The organism is Pseudomonas mosselii (genome assembly GCF_005796105.1).
Classification (GTDB): Bacteria; Pseudomonadota; Gammaproteobacteria; order Pseudomonadales; family Pseudomonadaceae; genus Aquipseudomonas; species Aquipseudomonas mosselii_C.
In genome coordinates this window covers 19,371-34,791 of record NZ_VAUO01000007.1, presented here as the reverse complement: position 1 = coordinate 34,791, position 15,421 = coordinate 19,371, and the positions used below count along the sequence as shown (strand labels likewise).

Genomic DNA, 15,421 nt, shown 5'->3' with positions numbered 1-15,421 from the left:
CCAGTCATGGCTGATCGCAGGGCAACCCACCCACGGCGGTGGGCTTGCGCTGCGCGGTGCGGGTCAGGCTTGCTGATCGGCCAGTTGGTCGGCCAGGCGCACGAAGGCGGCCAGGTCGAGCTGTTCGGGGCGCAGGCTGCCGTCGACTCCAGCTGCTTCGATAGCCTGGCTGTCGAGCAGGCCTTTGAGGGTGTTGCGCAGGGTCTTGCGACGCTGGTTGAACGCTTCGCGTACCACATGCTCGAGCAGCTTCGGGTTTTTCGCCGGGTACGGCAGCACCTCATGCGGCACCAGACGCACGATGGCCGAGTCGACCTTCGGCGGTGGGTTGAAGGCTCCCGGGCCGACATTGAACAGGTGCTCCACGCGGCAGTGGTACTGGACCATGATCGACAGGCGACCCCAGTCGCCGCCGCCTGGGCCTGCGGCCATGCGCTCGACCACTTCCTTTTGCAGCATGAAGTGCATGTCGCGGATCAGGTTGGCGTGATCGAGCAGGTGGAAGATCAGCGGCGTGGAGATGTTGTAAGGCAGGTTGCCGACCACCTTGAGGCTGCGCTGCGGCACGCCCAACTGGTTGAAGTCGAACTTCAGGGCGTCGCCCTGGTGCAGGCGGAAGTTATCGCGCCCGGCGAACTTGTGCTGCAGGATCGGCACCAGGTCTTTGTCCAGCTCTACCACGTCCAATTGTGCGCCACTGCCTAACAGGCCTTCGGTCAGGGCGCCTTGGCCCGGACCGATTTCCAGCAGGTGTTCGCCGGCCTTGGCGTGGATGGCCCGCAGGATGCGGTCGATGATCCCGGCGTCGTGCAGGAAGTTCTGGCCGAAGCGCTTGCGCGCCCGGTGTTGGTAGTGCTCGGTCATGGTCGGTTCTCGGCCATCTGGTAGGCGGTTTCCAGGGCGACGCGCAGGCTGCCTGTATCGACCTTGCCGGTCCCGGCCAGGTCCAGGGCGGTGCCGTGGTCGACCGAGGTGCGGATGATCGGCAGGCCCAGCGTCACGTTGACCGCAGCGCCAAAGCCCTTGTACTTGAGGACGGGCAGACCTTGGTCATGGTACATCGCCAGCACCGCGTCGCAGTGCTCCAGATATTTGGGGGTAAACAAGGTATCGGCCGGCAATGGGCCGCGCAGGTCCATGCCTTCGGCGCGCAAGCGTTGCAGTGCTGGCTCGATGATGTCGATTTCTTCGCGGCCCAGGTGGCCGCCTTCTCCGGCATGCGGGTTGAGCCCGCAGACCAGGATGCGAGGGTGTGCGATGCCGAACTTGTCGCGCATGTCGGCGTGCAGGATACGGGTGACCCGTTCCAGGCGCTCCGGCGTGATGGCGTCGGCGATATCGCGCAGTGGCAGGTGAGTGGTGACCAAGGCCACGCGCAGGCCGCGGGTGGCCAGCATCATCACCACCTGCGCGGTGTGGGTGAGGTCGGCGAGAAACTCGGTATGCCCGGAGAAGGCGATACCGCTCTCGTTGATCACACCCTTGTGCACGGGGGCGGTGATCATCCCGGCGAAGTCGCCGTTCAGGCAGCCGTTGCCCGCGCGGGTGAGCGTCTCGAGGACGAACGCGGCGTTGGCCTTGTCCAGCTGCCCGGCCTGCACTGGGGTTGCCAGCGGGGTATCCCAGACATACAGCTGTCCGGCCTGTGCCGGCTGCGTGGGTAGGGTATCCGGGGTGACGCTGAGCAGCTCGACAGCCAGCCCCAGCTGGGTGGCCCGCTCGGCGAGCAGGTCACGGCTGGTGATGGCGATCAAGGGGTGGGGCTGGGCCTCGGCGGCGAGCAGCAGGCACAGGTCAGGGCCTATGCCGGCCGGTTCGCCGGGTGTGACGGCGAAGCGCAGGGGCTTCACTGGGCGGCCTGGGCGGCGCCAGGCAGCTTGATTTCAACGTACGCTTCGTCACGGATCTGGCGCAGCCAGGTCTGTAGCTCTTCGTCGTACTTGCGGTTGCGCAGCACGCTCATGGCTTGCTGTTCACGCGCTTGCTCGGTGCTGTCGGTGGCGCGGCGGCCCAGCACTTCGAGCACGTGCCAGCCGTACTGGGTCTGGAACGGCTTGGTCACCACGCCTTGCTGGGCGTTGGCCATCTGCTCGCGGAACTCCGGTACCAGGCTGTTCGGGTCGACCCAGTTGAGATCGCCACCGTTGAGGGCCGAGCCTGGATCTTCGGAGAAACTTTTCGCCAAGGTGGCAAAGTCTTCGCCGTCGTTGATCCGCTCGTAGATCTTCTCGGCCAGTTGCCGGGTGGCGGCTTCGCTGCGCACTTCGCTGGGTTTGATCAGGATGTGGCGCACGTGTACTTCGTCGCGCAGTACGCTCTCGCTGCCACCGCGCTTCTCCTCGAGCTTGAGGATGATGAAGCCGTTGGGGATGCGAATTGGCTGGGTGATGTCGCCGACGGCCATGCTGCTGAGCATCTTGGCGAAGTCAGGTGGCAGTTGGCCGGCTTTACGCCAGCCCATCTCGCCGCCTTCCAGGGCGTTCTCGCTGGCCGAGCGGGCAATGGCCAATTGGCCGAAGTCCGCACCCTGCTTGAGCTGCTGGTAGACGTCGCCGACCTGGCGGGCTGCCTTCTGAATGTCGTCCGAGCTGGCTGCTTCCGGGGTCGGGATGAGAATGTTGGCCAAGCGGTACTCTTCCGACATCTGCATCTTGCCCAGGTCGGAGTTGAGGAAGTTCTTCACTTCCTGTTCCGACACCTGGATGCGCTCGGCCACGCGGCGCTGGCGCACGCGGCTGATGATCATCTCGCGCTTGACCTGTTCACGGGCGTCGTTGAACGACAGGCCGTCATGGGCCAAGGCCGCGCGGAACTGCTCAAGCGACATGCCATTGCGCTGGGCGATGGTGCCGATGGCCTGGTTCAGCTCTTCGTCGGTGATGCGAATACCGGAACGTTCGCCGATCTGCAATTGCAGGTTCTCGACGATCAGGCGCTCGAGCACTTGTTGCTCGAGCGCGCTGGCCGGAGGTACGCCACCACCGCGCTTGGCGATGGTCTGCTGGACTTCGCGGATACGCTGGTCCAGTTGGCTTTGCATGACCACGTCGTTGTCGACGATGGCCGCGACGCGGTCCAGGGGTTGTACCGCAGCATGCGCCGCGCCACTCAGGAGTACAGCGCCCAGCATCAGCGGGCGCAGACGATCAATAAGCTTGGTCTTCACGTGTACGATAACCTTGAATGCCTTGGTCCAGGAACGACTCGACCTTGTTGCCCACAACGCCGCCGAGGCCTTTGAGCACGATTTGCAGGAAGATGCCGTGGTCGCCTTTTTCGTTGGCGGCGGCGGACTGGCTGAAGTCGTCGTAGTCGATCCAATAGCGGTTGATCAGGCGCAGCTTCCAGCAGCAGTTGTCGTACTCGAAGCCACCGAAGGCTTCCAGGGTACGGTTGCGGTTGTAGTCGTGCTGCCAGCGGGCGATGGCGTTCCATTGTGGGACGATCGGCCAGATGACCGAGAAGTCATGCTGCTGGATCTTGTAGTAGTCCTTGATGTAGTTGGCGCTGCCCGGCGTGCCATAGTCGCCGCCGCCTACACGCCAGGTACCGGTCAACGAGTCATAGTTGATGGTGTCGTTGCGGTAGCGATAACCGAGGTTGACCACCTTGTTCGGGTTGTCTTCAGGCTGGTAGTGGAACATCGCGCTCGCCGAGCGCGTGCTGCTGCTGTCCGGGTCCCAGTTGAAGTCCGAATTGAAGCGCCAGTCGCGGTTGAAGGCGTACTCGTATTCCATCGCATACGGCGAGACATCCGACTGACTGTCCGACCGGTCGCGATAATTGATGCCTGGCAGTTGGACCTTGCGATCCTTGAAGTAGTAGGCCTGGCCGATGCTGAAGCGCTGGCGCTGGAAACCGTCATCTTCAAGCCAGCGGGTGGTTACGCCCAGCGACAGCTTGTTTTCGTCGCCAATCCGGTCGGAGCCGCTGAAGCGGTTGTCGCGGAACAGCGAGTTGTAGTTGAACAGCGATTCGCCGGTGTCGAACACCGGGATGTCCTTCTGGTCCTCGTACGGGACATAGAGGTAGAACAGTCGCGGTTCGAGGGTCTGGCGCATGTTCTTGCCGAACAGCTGGGTGTTGCGGTCGAAATACAGGCCGCTGTCGACGCTGAAGATCGGGATGTCGCGGTTGATCGAACCGTTGTAGTTGCCATAGGCAGGGTTGGCCGATTGCACCAGTGCCTGGGCCTTGCCCTGGCTGTCCAGGTCGAGGTCGTAGTGGGTGTAGGCGTACTTCAGTTTGGGGGTAACGTAGCCATAACTGGCCTGCATTGGCAGGCTGATGGCCGGTTCGAAGTTCAAGCGGGTGCCGTTGGCGCGTGCCAGGCCCCTGACGTTTTCATCGAGGCGGCGACCGGCAGCACCAGCGGTGGTGTCGGGTAGGCCGTCCTCATTGAGAACGAAGTCGTTCTTAAGGTTACGCTCGAAACGCACGGCCTCAGTTTCATAGTCGAATTTGAAACCGTTCGGGTTATAGGGCAGCGTACCGTTGAAGGTAATCTGCGGCAGTCGATCGTACGGTGTGATCTGCGACAGGGTCGCCATTTCGTACGCGTGTACGTTCAGGCGAGCGGTGTAGCTGTCGCCACGGTAGGTGAGCGCGCCCTGTTGGTTGACCACGGTGGTCGACTCTACGCCGATCTGGTCGGTTTCGAGGTCCTGGAAGTAGAACGGGTCGCTGATGTCGGTGTAGTCGACCTCAGTCGTCAGGCGCTCGTCCAGGCCGCCTTTGTGCTGCCAGTTGATCATCCAGCGGTCTTTCTTGTAGTCCGTCTGGAGTTCACGATCCTTGTTTTCGTCGTTGAGGAACGCGCCGCCGAACTGACCTTCACTGGACTTGGTCAGGTAGCGGAACTCGCCTTCCATCAACATGCCGCGCTTGGCCATGTAGCGGGGATACAACGTGGCATCGTAGTTCGGTGCCAGGTTGAAGTAGTACGGGGTGACCAGCATGAAGCCGGTGTCGCTGCTGGAGCTGAACGACGGCGGCAGGAAGCCGGACTGGCGACGATCGTCGATGGGGAAGTAGATATACGGCGTGTACAGCACCGGAATATCCTTGACCCGCAGGGTGACGTTGGTCGCCGTGCCGAACCCGGTGGCCGGGTTCAGGGTGATGTTGTTGCCCTTGAGCTGCCATGCGTTGCTGCCCGGCTCACAGGTGGTATAGGTACCGTCCTTGAGGCGGATGATGGCGTTTTCGCTACGTTTGGCGTACAGCGCGTTGCCGCGGATGTGCGACTTGTGCATCACGTATTCGGCGTTGTCGACTCGGGCTTCGCCGGTGTCGAGCTGCAGCTGTGCCTGGTCACCGACCACCAGCGTGCCGTTGTCGCGGATCTTGACGTTGCCCTTGAGCTCACCGCGGTTTTCGGTCTGGTAGAGGTTCGCCTCGTCGGCTTCGGCCTGCAGGCTGCCCTGGCGCATGACCACGTCACCGGCGAGCGTAGCGATCTGCTGCTCTTGCTGGTACTTGGACACCTTGGCGTTGATGTAGGTCGGCGACTCGTCCTTGGGGGTGGAGTCGTTCATGCCTGGGCGCGCCGGCTCGATGTAGGCACCGCCGCAGTACGGGCCCGTCTCGGCCAGCTGTGCAGGGGTGAGCTTGTCGCGCGGGACCCAGTCGAGGTGGCTGTAGTCTTCGCTGCGCGACTTCAGGCCACGGCCTTTGCTCTCGGTGACCAGCACCGGCTTGTCGGCTGTAGCCTCGGCGGCCTCGCCCTGCGCCACTGGCGCATCGGCGCTGGGCGCGGCTGCACCGGCGTGCACCGGGCGTGGCGGCAGGTTGTTGGCGGTCTTGGGCTTGCAGTCCCAGCCGCCGGCGGCGGACACTTGGCAGTCGAACTGCTCGGCTGCGACCACATACGACGAGGCCAGCGGTTGCAGCGCCAGCAGGCCGCCAGTCACCAGCAATGGAAACTTTCTACGAAACGCGGGGGAATTCAATGCCATCTTATTAGTCCGGGCTTCCTGCGTGCCATCTGCCCGCGTGTGGGGGCCGCACGCCTCTCGATGGTCTGAAAAAGATGCTGGATAATAAAGCATGACCCGCTTGACGGCTAGGGCCGTCGGAGACCCTTGTAATGCCTGACCACGATGTACGTCTGCAACAACTGACCGCCTGGCTCGCCGAGCAGCTCGCGAACCTGTTCCGCACCCACGGCTGGGGCGAAGTGCCAGAGGGCAGCCTGACCGCCGCCAGCAGCGATGCCAGTTTCCGCCGCTACTTCCGCTGGGAGGGCGCCGGCCATAGCTTCGTGATCATGGACGCGCCACCGCCGCAGGAAAACTGCCGTCCGTTCGTCGAGATCGATCATCTGCTGGCTGGGGCCGCGGTGCACGTACCGTTGATCCATGCCCAAGACCTGGAGCGCGGCTTCCTGTTGCTGAGCGACATGGGGCGCCAGACCTACCTCGATGTGATCGACGTAGGCAACGCCGATGGGCTGTTCGCCGATGCCATCGACGCCTTGATCAAGTTCCAGCGCCTGCCCATGCGCGCACCGCTGCCGAGCTACGATGACGCGTTGCTGCGCCGCGAGGTCGAGCTGTTCCCGGAGTGGTATGTGGGGCGCGAGCTGGGGCTGAGCCTGAGCGAGGCGCAGAAGGCCAGCTGGCAGCGCGTCAGCCAAGTGCTGATCGACAGCGCCCTGGCTCAGCCCAAGGTCCTGGTGCACCGCGACTACATGCCACGCAACCTGATGCAGAGCGCGCCCAACCCAGGCGTACTGGATTTCCAGGATGCGGTCTATGGTCCGGTCACCTACGACATCACCTGCCTGTTCAAGGACGCGTTCCTTAGCTGGCCGCAACCCCGGGTGGAGGGCTGGTTGCGCGACTATTGGCACAAGGCCAAGGCTGCCGGCATCCCGGTGCAGGCTGACTTCGAGGCATTCCACCGCGCTAGCGACCTGATGGGTGTGCAGCGTCACTTGAAGGTGATCGGTATCTTCGCGCGGATTTGCCATCGCGATGGCAAGCCGCGCTACCTGGCCGATGTGCCGCGTTTCTTCGCCTATATAGATGAAGTGATCGGTCGGCGCCCCGAGCTTGCCGAACTGGGCGAGCTGATCGCCCAGCTCACTGCCGAGGCGCGCCCATGAAGGCGATGATTCTGGCTGCCGGCAAGGGCGAGCGCATGCGTCCGCTGACGCTGCATACGCCTAAACCACTGGTGCCTGCTGCCGGCAAACCGTTGATCGAGTACCACCTGCAGGCCCTGGCCAAGGCCGGCTTCACCGAGGTGGTGATCAACCACGCCTGGCTCGGGCAGCAGATCGAGGCGCACCTGGGCGATGGCCAGCGCTTTGGCCTGAGCATCTGCTATTCGCCGGAAGGCGAGCCTTTGGAAACCGGCGGCGGCATCTTCAAGGCGTTGCCGTTGCTGGGCGATGCACCTTTCTTGTTGGTCAACGGCGATATCTGGACCGACTACGATTTCGCGGCCCTGCGCAAGCCGCTGCAAGGCCTGGCGCATGTGGTGCTGGTGGACAATCCTGGCCACCACGGCCGGGGTGACTTCCGCCTGCTGGGCGAGCGCGTGGTGGATGGCGATGATGCACCGGGCACCCTGACGTTCAGTGGTATCTCCGTGCTGCATCCGGCGCTGTTCGAAGGCTGCGAGGCTGGCGCCTTCAAGCTGGCGCCGCTGTTGCGCAAGGCCATGGCCGAAGGCCGGGTCAGTGGCGAGCGCTTTGCTGGCCAGTGGGTCGATGTCGGTACGCTGGAGCGTCTGGCGGATGTCGAGCGCCTGATCGGCGAGCGTGCCTGATATGTGGTGGCCGAGCACAGTGATTGGCGCCGGTGCCGGTTTCGCGGTGGCCAGCATCCCCGGCGCGTTGCTCGGGGCGTTGCTGGGCCAGGCGATGGACCGGCGCTTGCGTTTGCAGGGCTGGGATGACCTGCGCGAGCGTCTGGGTGGGCGCCCGGCGTTGCGTGACGATGAATTGCTGTTCGTGCTGCTTGGGCGTCTGGCCAAGAGCGATGGCCGGGTGCTCGAGGGGCACATTCAGCAGGCGCGTCTTGAAATGACGCGTCTGGACCTGACCGAGCCTGCGCGTCGGCGGGCGATTGCGGCGTTCAACCGTGGCAAGGCGGGCAAGGACCGCTTGGGTTCGCACCTGCGGCGTATCAGCCAACAGCCGCATGCCGCCGAGGGCACCTTGCGTGCTTGCTGGCGGATGGTCTGGGCCGATGGCAAGGCCGGGCGGCATGAGCGTGACCTGCTGTTGGGATGGGGCGAGCAGTTGGGGCTCAGTCGCAACCAGGTACAAGCCTTGTCGTTGGAGTATGAGCCGCGCAAGGCTGCGTCCGAGGGCGGCAACATGACCTACGCCGCGGCACTACGGTTGTTGGGGCTGGAGCCGGACAGCGAAGCCGGCCAGGTCAAGCAAGCCTATCGGCGGCTTATCAGCAAGCACCATCCAGACAAGCTGGTGGGCAGCGGCGCCAGCGAGGCAAGGGTGCGCGAGGCGACCGAGCTGACCCGCGAGTTGCACCAGGCCTATGCGATGGTGCGTAAACGGCGCGGGCTTTGATCGCCATCGCGGGTTTCGCACGCCCACTGGCGTGCGCCCCGGCACACTGATCGACAAACGCGCCAGCGTTGCGGTGGCCGGGGTTTACTCTGGCTGCGGCGACAACCACCCGCGCACCCGGCGCAGCAACTGTTCCTGCTCGGCTGGCTTGTTGCCCGGCATGGCAATCAGCGCCACTTGGCGATACTGGCTGTCCTTCTGCCGCTTGCTGGCCTGCAGGCGCTGTTGGGCGGCCTGGCTGTCCTGTACACGGCTGGCGTAGTAGAAGTCGGCGGTGGGGACTTTCAGGGTCGGGGTCAGGCTTAGCAGGTCATGTTCTACCCGCGCCGGGGTCTGGGCGGCGACCATCACCAGCTTTTGTACTTGCGGTGGCCGCTTGTCGCTGAGGTAGCGAGCGGCCCAGTAGGCGCCACTGCCGTTGCCCAGCAGCACGATGCTGCGCGCTTTCTGTTGCTGGGCGTACGCCACCGCCGCATCCAGGCGGGCGAAGATGCGCTCGGCGTCGGCTTCGTCGTTGTGCGCGTCAGCCTCGACCGCGTCGGTGGCCTCGGCGGCGTCGGCGTCGGGCGCGGTGGCCTGGGCGACATTCGCGTTGGCGTCTGCTGGCGTATCCTTGGCCGGGGCCGACTCGCCCTTCGGCGCTTCAGCGGCAGCGGCGGGTGTGGCGTCGACTCGCGCCTGTGGGCGCTCGGCCAGCAGATCCGGCAGGCTCACGCTCAGGGTGTGCCAGCCAGCATCCGGGAAGCCGCGGCGCAACGGGCCGACGGTGGTCGGCCAGTCGGCATTCTCGCCGGCGCCGGGGACGATAATCACAGCGCCCTTGGGGTCGCTGTCATTGGCCGGCTTCCACAAGGCCAGGAAAGCTTCGCCAGCAGCTTCGAGCATTTGCTGTTCGGCCTTTGGCACGCGCCGCTCCAGGGCCGCAGCATCGTCCTGGCTGCGCTCGGGCAGCGGCGCACGAGCGACCGGCGCTGGTGCCTGGGTGGCGGCATCGGGGGCTGAGGCGTCGGCTGCCTGGGAGGCCAGGGGTAGGAGCGAGGCGAGGCAGATCATTGCCAGCGTCGTGCGATAAAGTGTGAACATGGATCGGTCCAGGGCCATAGAGATACCGGCAGCCTAATAGTATTTGTCCGCGACGGCCACGCCACGCGGCCATCCTTGCCAAGACGAGGGTCGAGATGAAGCGAGTGCGTTGCCTGTGGGTTATCGGCTGGTTGTGCCTGCCCTTGATCGCCTTGGCGAGTGCGCAGGTACCGGTCGGCGTGGTGCTGGAGCCGGCGCAGCAGCAGTGGCTTGATGGCCACCGCAACCTGCGTGTGGGGCTGGTTTTGCAGGCGCCGTATGCCCAGTTCGACCGCCGCCTGCAGCAGTTCTACGGCGCCAACGTGGAGTTGGTCAATGACTTGGCCCAACGCCTGCGGCTCGACCTGACCTGGCGCGGTTTTGCCGACGAGGCCGCCCTTGAGCAGGCGCTGCAAGCCGGCCAGATCGACTTTGCCCCAGGCCTTGCGCAGACCCCGGCCAGCCTGCGCTACTGGCTGTTCAGCGACCCGTACATGCGGGTTCCGCAGTTGGTGGTGGGGATGCGCAGCGGGGCGGTGGCGGTCGAGCTGGAAAAGCTCACCGCTGCTGACCGCGTAGCCGTGCGCATGCCGTCCCGATTGGCCGAATACCTGCTCGGTAACTACAGCAACCTGAATGTGCAGGGGGTGCCGAACGAGCGTGAGGCACTGCAACTGGTGCTCGGCGGCCAGGCCAGCTTTGCCGTGCTGGATGAGGCGCAGCTCGGCCGCCTGTCCCGCGAAAGCGAGTTCGGCGATCTGGCGGTGGTGGGCGACATTGGCTTGCCGCAGTTGCTGCGGGTCGGCTCACGCCGCGATTGGCCGCAACTGGCCGAGGTCCTCGAGCGCGGGTTGCAAGCGATGCCGGCGAAAACCCTGGAGCAGTTGCACCACCGCTGGTTGCAGCCCAAGTACCCACGGTTTTCCGAGTCGCCCGGGTTCTGGCAGAACCTGGCCCTGCTGTTCGGCTTGCTGCTGCTCTGCGCCTTGGCCGCCTGGGTGTGGCAGCGCCGCCAGCAGCGTGTACTCGAGCGCGCGCTACTGGCGGCGCGCGAGAGTCTGGTCGAGCGGCAGGTGCGTGAAGAGGCGCTGCGCTTGAGCCAATTTTCCATCGACCAGAGCACTGTCGGTATTCTCTGGGTCAATTGGGACAGCCATGTGCGCTACGCCAACCATGCGGCCGAACGCATGCTTGGGTTCGCCGACCGCGCCTTGCTCGAACGGCCGCTGATCGACATCGAACCGAGCCTGAGCATGGACCGCTGGCTTGAGCTGTGGAAGCGCGCCCGCTCCGGTGAAGGGGGAGATCTACAGTTTGAAAGCCAGTGCCGCTGCGCCGATGGCAGCGTGTTGCCGGTGGACCTGTCGCTGTCGTTCCTGCGCTTTCGCGATGCCGAGTACCTGGTGGTGTTCCTCACCGATGTCACCGAACGCCGCCGCGCCTTGGCTGCGCTGCGCGAGAGCGAGGCGCGGCTCAAAGGGATTGCCGGCAACGTGCCGGGATTGGTGTTCCGCCTGGAGCGCGATCCCCGTGCGGGTGAGCTGGAATTTCCCTATATCAGCGAAGGCAGCGAAGCGCTGGTAGGGTATAGCCCGGCGGCGTTGCAACACCCGGACATGGGCCTGCGTAACGTGGTTCACCCGCAGGATCGCGCCGATTACCATCGGGTGCAGGACATCGCTCTGGCCGCTGAGCAGGACTGGGCGTGGCAAGGGCGCATCCTCACCCGCGAAGGCGAGCAGCGCTGGGCCGACATCAAGGCGACCACCCGCCGCTTGGCCGATGGCCGCGTGGTGTGGGACGGTGTGGTGTGGGACATCACCCAAGGCAAGCAGGCCGAGTTGGCTCTGGCTGCTTCCCAAGAGCAGTTGCGCGAGCTGTCGGCGCACCTTGAAAGCGTGCGCGAGGAAGAAAAGGCGCGCATTGCCCGTGAAGTGCACGATGAGTTGGGGCAGATGCTGACCGTGCTCAAGCTTGAAGTGTCGATGTGCGAGCTGGCCTATGCCGAACTCGATGTCGGGCTCAACGAACGCCTGGCCAGCATGAAGCGCCTGATTGGCCAACTGTTCCAACTGGTGCGCGATGTGGCCACGGCGTTGCGTCCGCCTATCCTCGACGCGGGTATCGCCTCGGCTATCGAGTGGCAGGCACGGCGTTTCGAGGCGCGTACGCAGATTCCGTGTCTGGTGCAGGTGCCCGAGAATCTGCCACCCTTGAGCGATGCCAAGGCCACGGGGCTGTTCCGCATTCTTCAGGAGGCACTGACCAACGTCATGCGCCACGCCCAGGCGCATACGGTGCAAATCGAGCTGGTGCATGAGGGCCGGCAATTGCGCATGACGGTTATTGACGATGGCGCAGGTTTTGCTGTCGATGCAGCGCGGCCTGCATCCTTCGGCCTGGTGGGCATGCGCGAGCGGGTATTGATGCTGGGTGGCTGCATGACGTTGGACAGCGAGCCGGGCGAGGGCACGAGTTTGAGCGTGGCGATTCCATTGACCCAGGAGAGACAAGCGTGATTCGAGTGTTGGTGGCCGAAGACCACACCATCGTCCGTGAAGGTATCAAGCAATTGATCGGCCTGGCCAAGGACATGCAGGTGGCGGGGGAGGCCGGCAATGGTGAGCAGTTGCTCGATACATTGCGCCATACCCCGTGCGAAGTGGTGCTGCTGGATATCTCCATGCCGGGGGTCAATGGCCTGGAGGCGATCCCCCGTATTCGTGCGCTGAGCAACCCGCCGGCGATCCTGATGCTGTCGATGCACGACGAGGCGCAGATGGCCGCACGGGCGCTGAAGGCCGGCGCGGCAGGCTATGCCACCAAGGACAGCGACCCTGCGCTGCTGCTCACGGCTATCCGTCGGGTGGCCGGGGGCGGGCGCTACATCGATCCGGCCCTGGCCGATCGCATGGTCTTCGAGGTGGGCCTGACCGAGACCCGCCCTCTGCACACCCTGCTGTCGGAGCGGGAGTTTTCGGTGTTCGAGCGCCTGGCCCAGGGCGCTAATGTCAACGACATCGCCCAGCAATTGGCGCTGTCGAACAAGACCATCAGCACCCACAAGGCGCGGCTGATGCAGAAGCTCAAGGTGAACTCGCTGGCCGAGCTGGTGAAGTACGCCATGGAGCACAAGCTGGTGTGAGTGTTCTGGTTGCGACCATGCACTGCGAGGCCCCTGTGGGAGCGGGCTTGCCCGCGAAAGGGCCTGACCTGCTGATCTCGGTGGCTGCACCGGCCTATTCGCGGGCAAGCCCGCTCCCACAGGAATCGGCGTCCGTTCTGAAAACGCCACTCGTATAGGGATTGCCCTACAGCGACTCTTCCAACCGGATGATGGCATTCTCTCAGTACCGCCGATTTCCGTTCCCTTGCCACTCTTCTACGCTGTTGCCTACGCAGTCATTCCAACAAGAAGGTGCAGGGCATGAGCGAGGCGAATTCGAACGAGACGCTGGTCAGCTTCCGTGGTGTGCAGAAGAGCTACGACGGCGAATCGCTGATCGTCAAAGACCTCAACCTGGACATTCGCAAGGGCGAGTTTCTCACCCTGCTCGGCCCCTCCGGCTCGGGCAAGACCACCAGCCTGATGATGCTGGCCGGCTTCGAAACCCCCACCGCCGGCGAAATCCAGCTGGCTGGGCGCTCGATCAACAACGTGCCGCCGCACAAGCGCGACATCGGCATGGTGTTCCAGAACTATGCGTTGTTCCCGCACATGACCGTTGCCGAGAACCTCGCCTTTCCCTTGACCGTGCGTAACCTGAGCAAGACCGACATCAGCGAGCGGGTCAAGCGCGTGCTCAACATGGTCCAGCTCGACAGCTTCGCCAAGCGCTACCCCGGCCAGCTCTCCGGTGGCCAGCAACAGCGCGTGGCGCTGGCGCGGGCACTGGTGTTCGAGCCGCAACTGGTGCTGATGGACGAGCCGCTCGGTGCGCTCGACAAGCAACTGCGCGAACACATGCAGATGGAGATCAAGCACATCCACCAGCGCCTCGGGGTGACCGTGGTGTACGTGACCCACGATCAGGGTGAGGCGCTGACCATGTCCGACCGGGTGGCGGTGTTCCACCAAGGCCAGATCCAGCAGATCGCCGATCCGCGCACCCTCTACGAAGAGCCCTGCAACACCTTCGTCGCCAACTTCATCGGTGAGAACAACCGCCTCAATGGCACCCTGCTGGCCAGCGACGGCAAGCGTTGCCAGGTGCAACTGGCGCGTGGCGAGCGGGTCGAGGCGCTGGCGGTGAACGTCGGTCAGGCCGGCGAGGCGGTGACCCTGTCGATTCGCCCTGAGCGGGTACGCCTGAACGGGCACAGCGAAAATTGCGTCAATCGTTTCTCGGGCCGGGTGGCCGAATTCATTTACCTGGGCGACCACGTGCGGGTGCGCCTGGAAGTCTGCGGCAAGGCTGATTTCTTCGTGAAACAGCCGATCGCCGAGCTCGACCCGGCCCTGGCCGTGGGCGATGTGGTACCGCTGGGCTGGGAGGTGGAGCACGCCCGCGCGCTCGATCCGATTGCCGAAGCCCATTGATCGATTGCTTCACCAACCCTGTACTGTGGAGAGAATAATAATGCGCAAGCAGTTGAAACTGACCGCCCTGGCCCTCGGCATCTTCGCCGCAGGCCAGACCCTGGCAGCAGACCTCACCGTGGTGTCGTTCGGTGGTGCCAACAAGGCAGCCCAGGTCAAGGCGTTCTACGAGCCATGGGAGAAGGCCGGCAAAGGCAAGATCGTGGCCGGTGAGTACAACGGTGAAATGGCCAAGGTCAAGGCCATGGTCGACACCAACAGCGTGTCCTGGAACCTGGTGGAAGTCGAATCGCCAGAGCTGGCACGCGGCTGTGACGAGGGCATGTTCGAGGAGCTTGACCCGGCCCAGTTCGGCAATCCGGGCGACTACGTCAAGGGCGCCATCCAGCCGTGCGGCGTGGGCTTCTTCGTGTGGTCCACGGTGCTGGCCTACAACGCCGACAAGCTCAAGACCGCGCCTACCAGCTGGGCTGATTTCTGGGACACCAAGAAATTCCCAGGCAAGCGCGGCCTGCGCAAGGGCGCCAAGTACACCCTGGAATTCGCCCTGATGGCCGACGGCGTGGCGCCGAAGGATGTGTACCAGGTGCTGAGTACCAAGAAAGGTGTGGACCGCGCCTTCAAGAAGCTCGACGAACTCAAGCCGAACATCCAGTGGTGGGAAGCCGGCGCCCAGCCGCCGCAGTACCTGGCCTCGGGTGACGTGGTCATGAGTTCGGCCTACAACGGCCGCATCGCCGCAGTGCAGAAAGAGAGCAACCTCAAGGTGGTGTGGAACGGTGGCATCTACGACTTCGACGCCTGGGCCATCCCGAAAGGCGCGAAGAATGCCGATGAGGCGAAGAAGTTCATCGCCTACACCGTGCAGCCCGAGCAGCAGAAGATCTACTCCGAGAACATCGCTTACGGTCCGGCCAACTCCAAGGCTATCTCGCTGCTGTCCGATGCTGTGAAGAAGGACATGCCGACCACGCCTGAAAACATCGCCAACCAGGTGCAGATCGACGTGGCCTTCTGGTCCGATAACAGCGAACAGCTGGAGCAACGCTTCAACGCCTGGGCGGCGAAGAAGTAAGCGGTTTGCGGCGGACCATGCGCTGGCACGCCAGCGCGGGTTGGTCGCGTGTCATGTAGGAGCGGCCTTGTGCCGCGTTCGGGGCGCGCAGCGGCCCCAGGATTTCGGCTTCATGCAAGATCCCCGGGGCCGCCATGCGGCCCTATCGCGGCACAAGGCCGCTCCTACACGTCCGAGTTGTATCCAAGCGTTGTGATCTGTT

Annotated in this window: 12 protein-coding genes; 7 read left to right on the top strand and 5 right to left on the bottom strand. The window is 64.1% G+C overall.

Annotation, left to right across the window (positions count from 1 at the left end; all coding sequences use genetic code 11):
- Positions 1–63: 63 nt before the first annotated feature.
- The 4 genes from rsmA to FEM01_RS15410 are packed head-to-tail and all read right to left on the bottom strand — an operon-like array spanning position 64 to position 5,957.
- Positions 64–864, bottom strand: coding sequence for a 16S rRNA (adenine(1518)-N(6)/adenine(1519)-N(6))-dimethyltransferase RsmA (rsmA, locus tag FEM01_RS15425; RefSeq protein ID WP_138220354.1), 801 nt, complete (start codon positions 862–864; stop codon positions 64–66).
- Positions 861–1,850, bottom strand: a complete 990-nt coding sequence (pdxA, locus tag FEM01_RS15420) for a 4-hydroxythreonine-4-phosphate dehydrogenase PdxA (RefSeq protein ID WP_138220353.1) — start codon at positions 1,848–1,850, stop codon at positions 861–863. The genes rsmA and pdxA overlap by 4 nt, the downstream gene beginning before the upstream one ends.
- Complete coding sequence (gene surA / locus FEM01_RS15415; protein ID WP_171030973.1) at positions 1,847–3,166, bottom strand: peptidylprolyl isomerase SurA; 1,320 nt, start codon at positions 3,164–3,166, stop codon at positions 1,847–1,849. The genes pdxA and surA overlap by 4 nt, the downstream gene beginning before the upstream one ends.
- Positions 3,147–5,957, bottom strand: coding sequence for an LPS-assembly protein LptD (locus FEM01_RS15410; RefSeq protein ID WP_138220352.1), 2,811 nt, complete (start codon positions 5,955–5,957; stop codon positions 3,147–3,149). The genes surA and FEM01_RS15410 overlap by 20 nt, the downstream gene beginning before the upstream one ends.
- 131 nt (positions 5,958–6,088) lie before the next feature.
- On the opposite strand from FEM01_RS15410, the gene FEM01_RS15405 reads away from it, so the two are divergent.
- From FEM01_RS15405 to FEM01_RS15395, 3 genes are read left to right on the top strand one after another with little or no spacing between them, the layout of a single operon-like run.
- Positions 6,089–7,108, top strand: coding sequence for an aminoglycoside phosphotransferase family protein (locus FEM01_RS15405; protein ID WP_138220351.1), 1,020 nt, complete (start codon positions 6,089–6,091; stop codon positions 7,106–7,108).
- Positions 7,105–7,776, top strand: a complete 672-nt coding sequence (gene murU, locus FEM01_RS15400; protein ID WP_138220350.1) for an N-acetylmuramate alpha-1-phosphate uridylyltransferase MurU — start codon at positions 7,105–7,107, stop codon at positions 7,774–7,776. The genes FEM01_RS15405 and murU overlap by 4 nt, the downstream gene beginning before the upstream one ends.
- A 1-nt stretch (position 7,777) precedes the next feature.
- Positions 7,778–8,542: a TerB family tellurite resistance protein gene (locus FEM01_RS15395; RefSeq protein WP_138220576.1), complete on the top strand. Its 765-nt coding sequence runs from the start codon at positions 7,778–7,780 to the stop codon at positions 8,540–8,542.
- Positions 8,543–8,626: 84 nt separating this feature from the next.
- Here FEM01_RS15395 and FEM01_RS15390 read toward each other — a convergent pair whose 3' ends face one another.
- Positions 8,627–9,625: an alpha/beta hydrolase family protein gene (locus FEM01_RS15390; RefSeq protein WP_138220349.1), complete on the bottom strand. Its 999-nt coding sequence runs from the start codon at positions 9,623–9,625 to the stop codon at positions 8,627–8,629.
- Positions 9,626–9,720: 95 nt separating this feature from the next.
- On the opposite strand from FEM01_RS15390, the gene FEM01_RS15385 reads away from it, so the two are divergent.
- From FEM01_RS15385 to FEM01_RS15370, 4 genes are all read left to right on the top strand, one after another.
- Positions 9,721–12,123 carry a PAS domain-containing sensor histidine kinase gene (locus tag FEM01_RS15385; RefSeq protein WP_138220348.1) on the top strand — a complete coding sequence of 801 codons (2,403 nt, stop codon included), beginning with the start codon at positions 9,721–9,723 and terminating at the stop codon, positions 12,121–12,123.
- Positions 12,120–12,749 (top strand): response regulator, encoded by a 630-nt coding sequence (locus FEM01_RS15380; RefSeq protein ID WP_138220347.1) that lies wholly within the window; start codon positions 12,120–12,122, stop codon positions 12,747–12,749. The genes FEM01_RS15385 and FEM01_RS15380 overlap by 4 nt, the downstream gene beginning before the upstream one ends.
- A 282-nt stretch (positions 12,750–13,031) precedes the next feature.
- Positions 13,032–14,144, top strand: a complete 1,113-nt coding sequence (locus FEM01_RS15375) for an ABC transporter ATP-binding protein (protein ID WP_138220346.1) — start codon at positions 13,032–13,034, stop codon at positions 14,142–14,144.
- 40 nt (positions 14,145–14,184) lie between these two features.
- A complete protein-coding gene (locus FEM01_RS15370; RefSeq protein ID WP_138220345.1) occupies positions 14,185–15,219 on the top strand; it encodes an ABC transporter substrate-binding protein in 1,035 nt (344 codons plus the stop codon).
- The last annotated feature ends 202 nt before the right edge of the window (positions 15,220–15,421 follow it).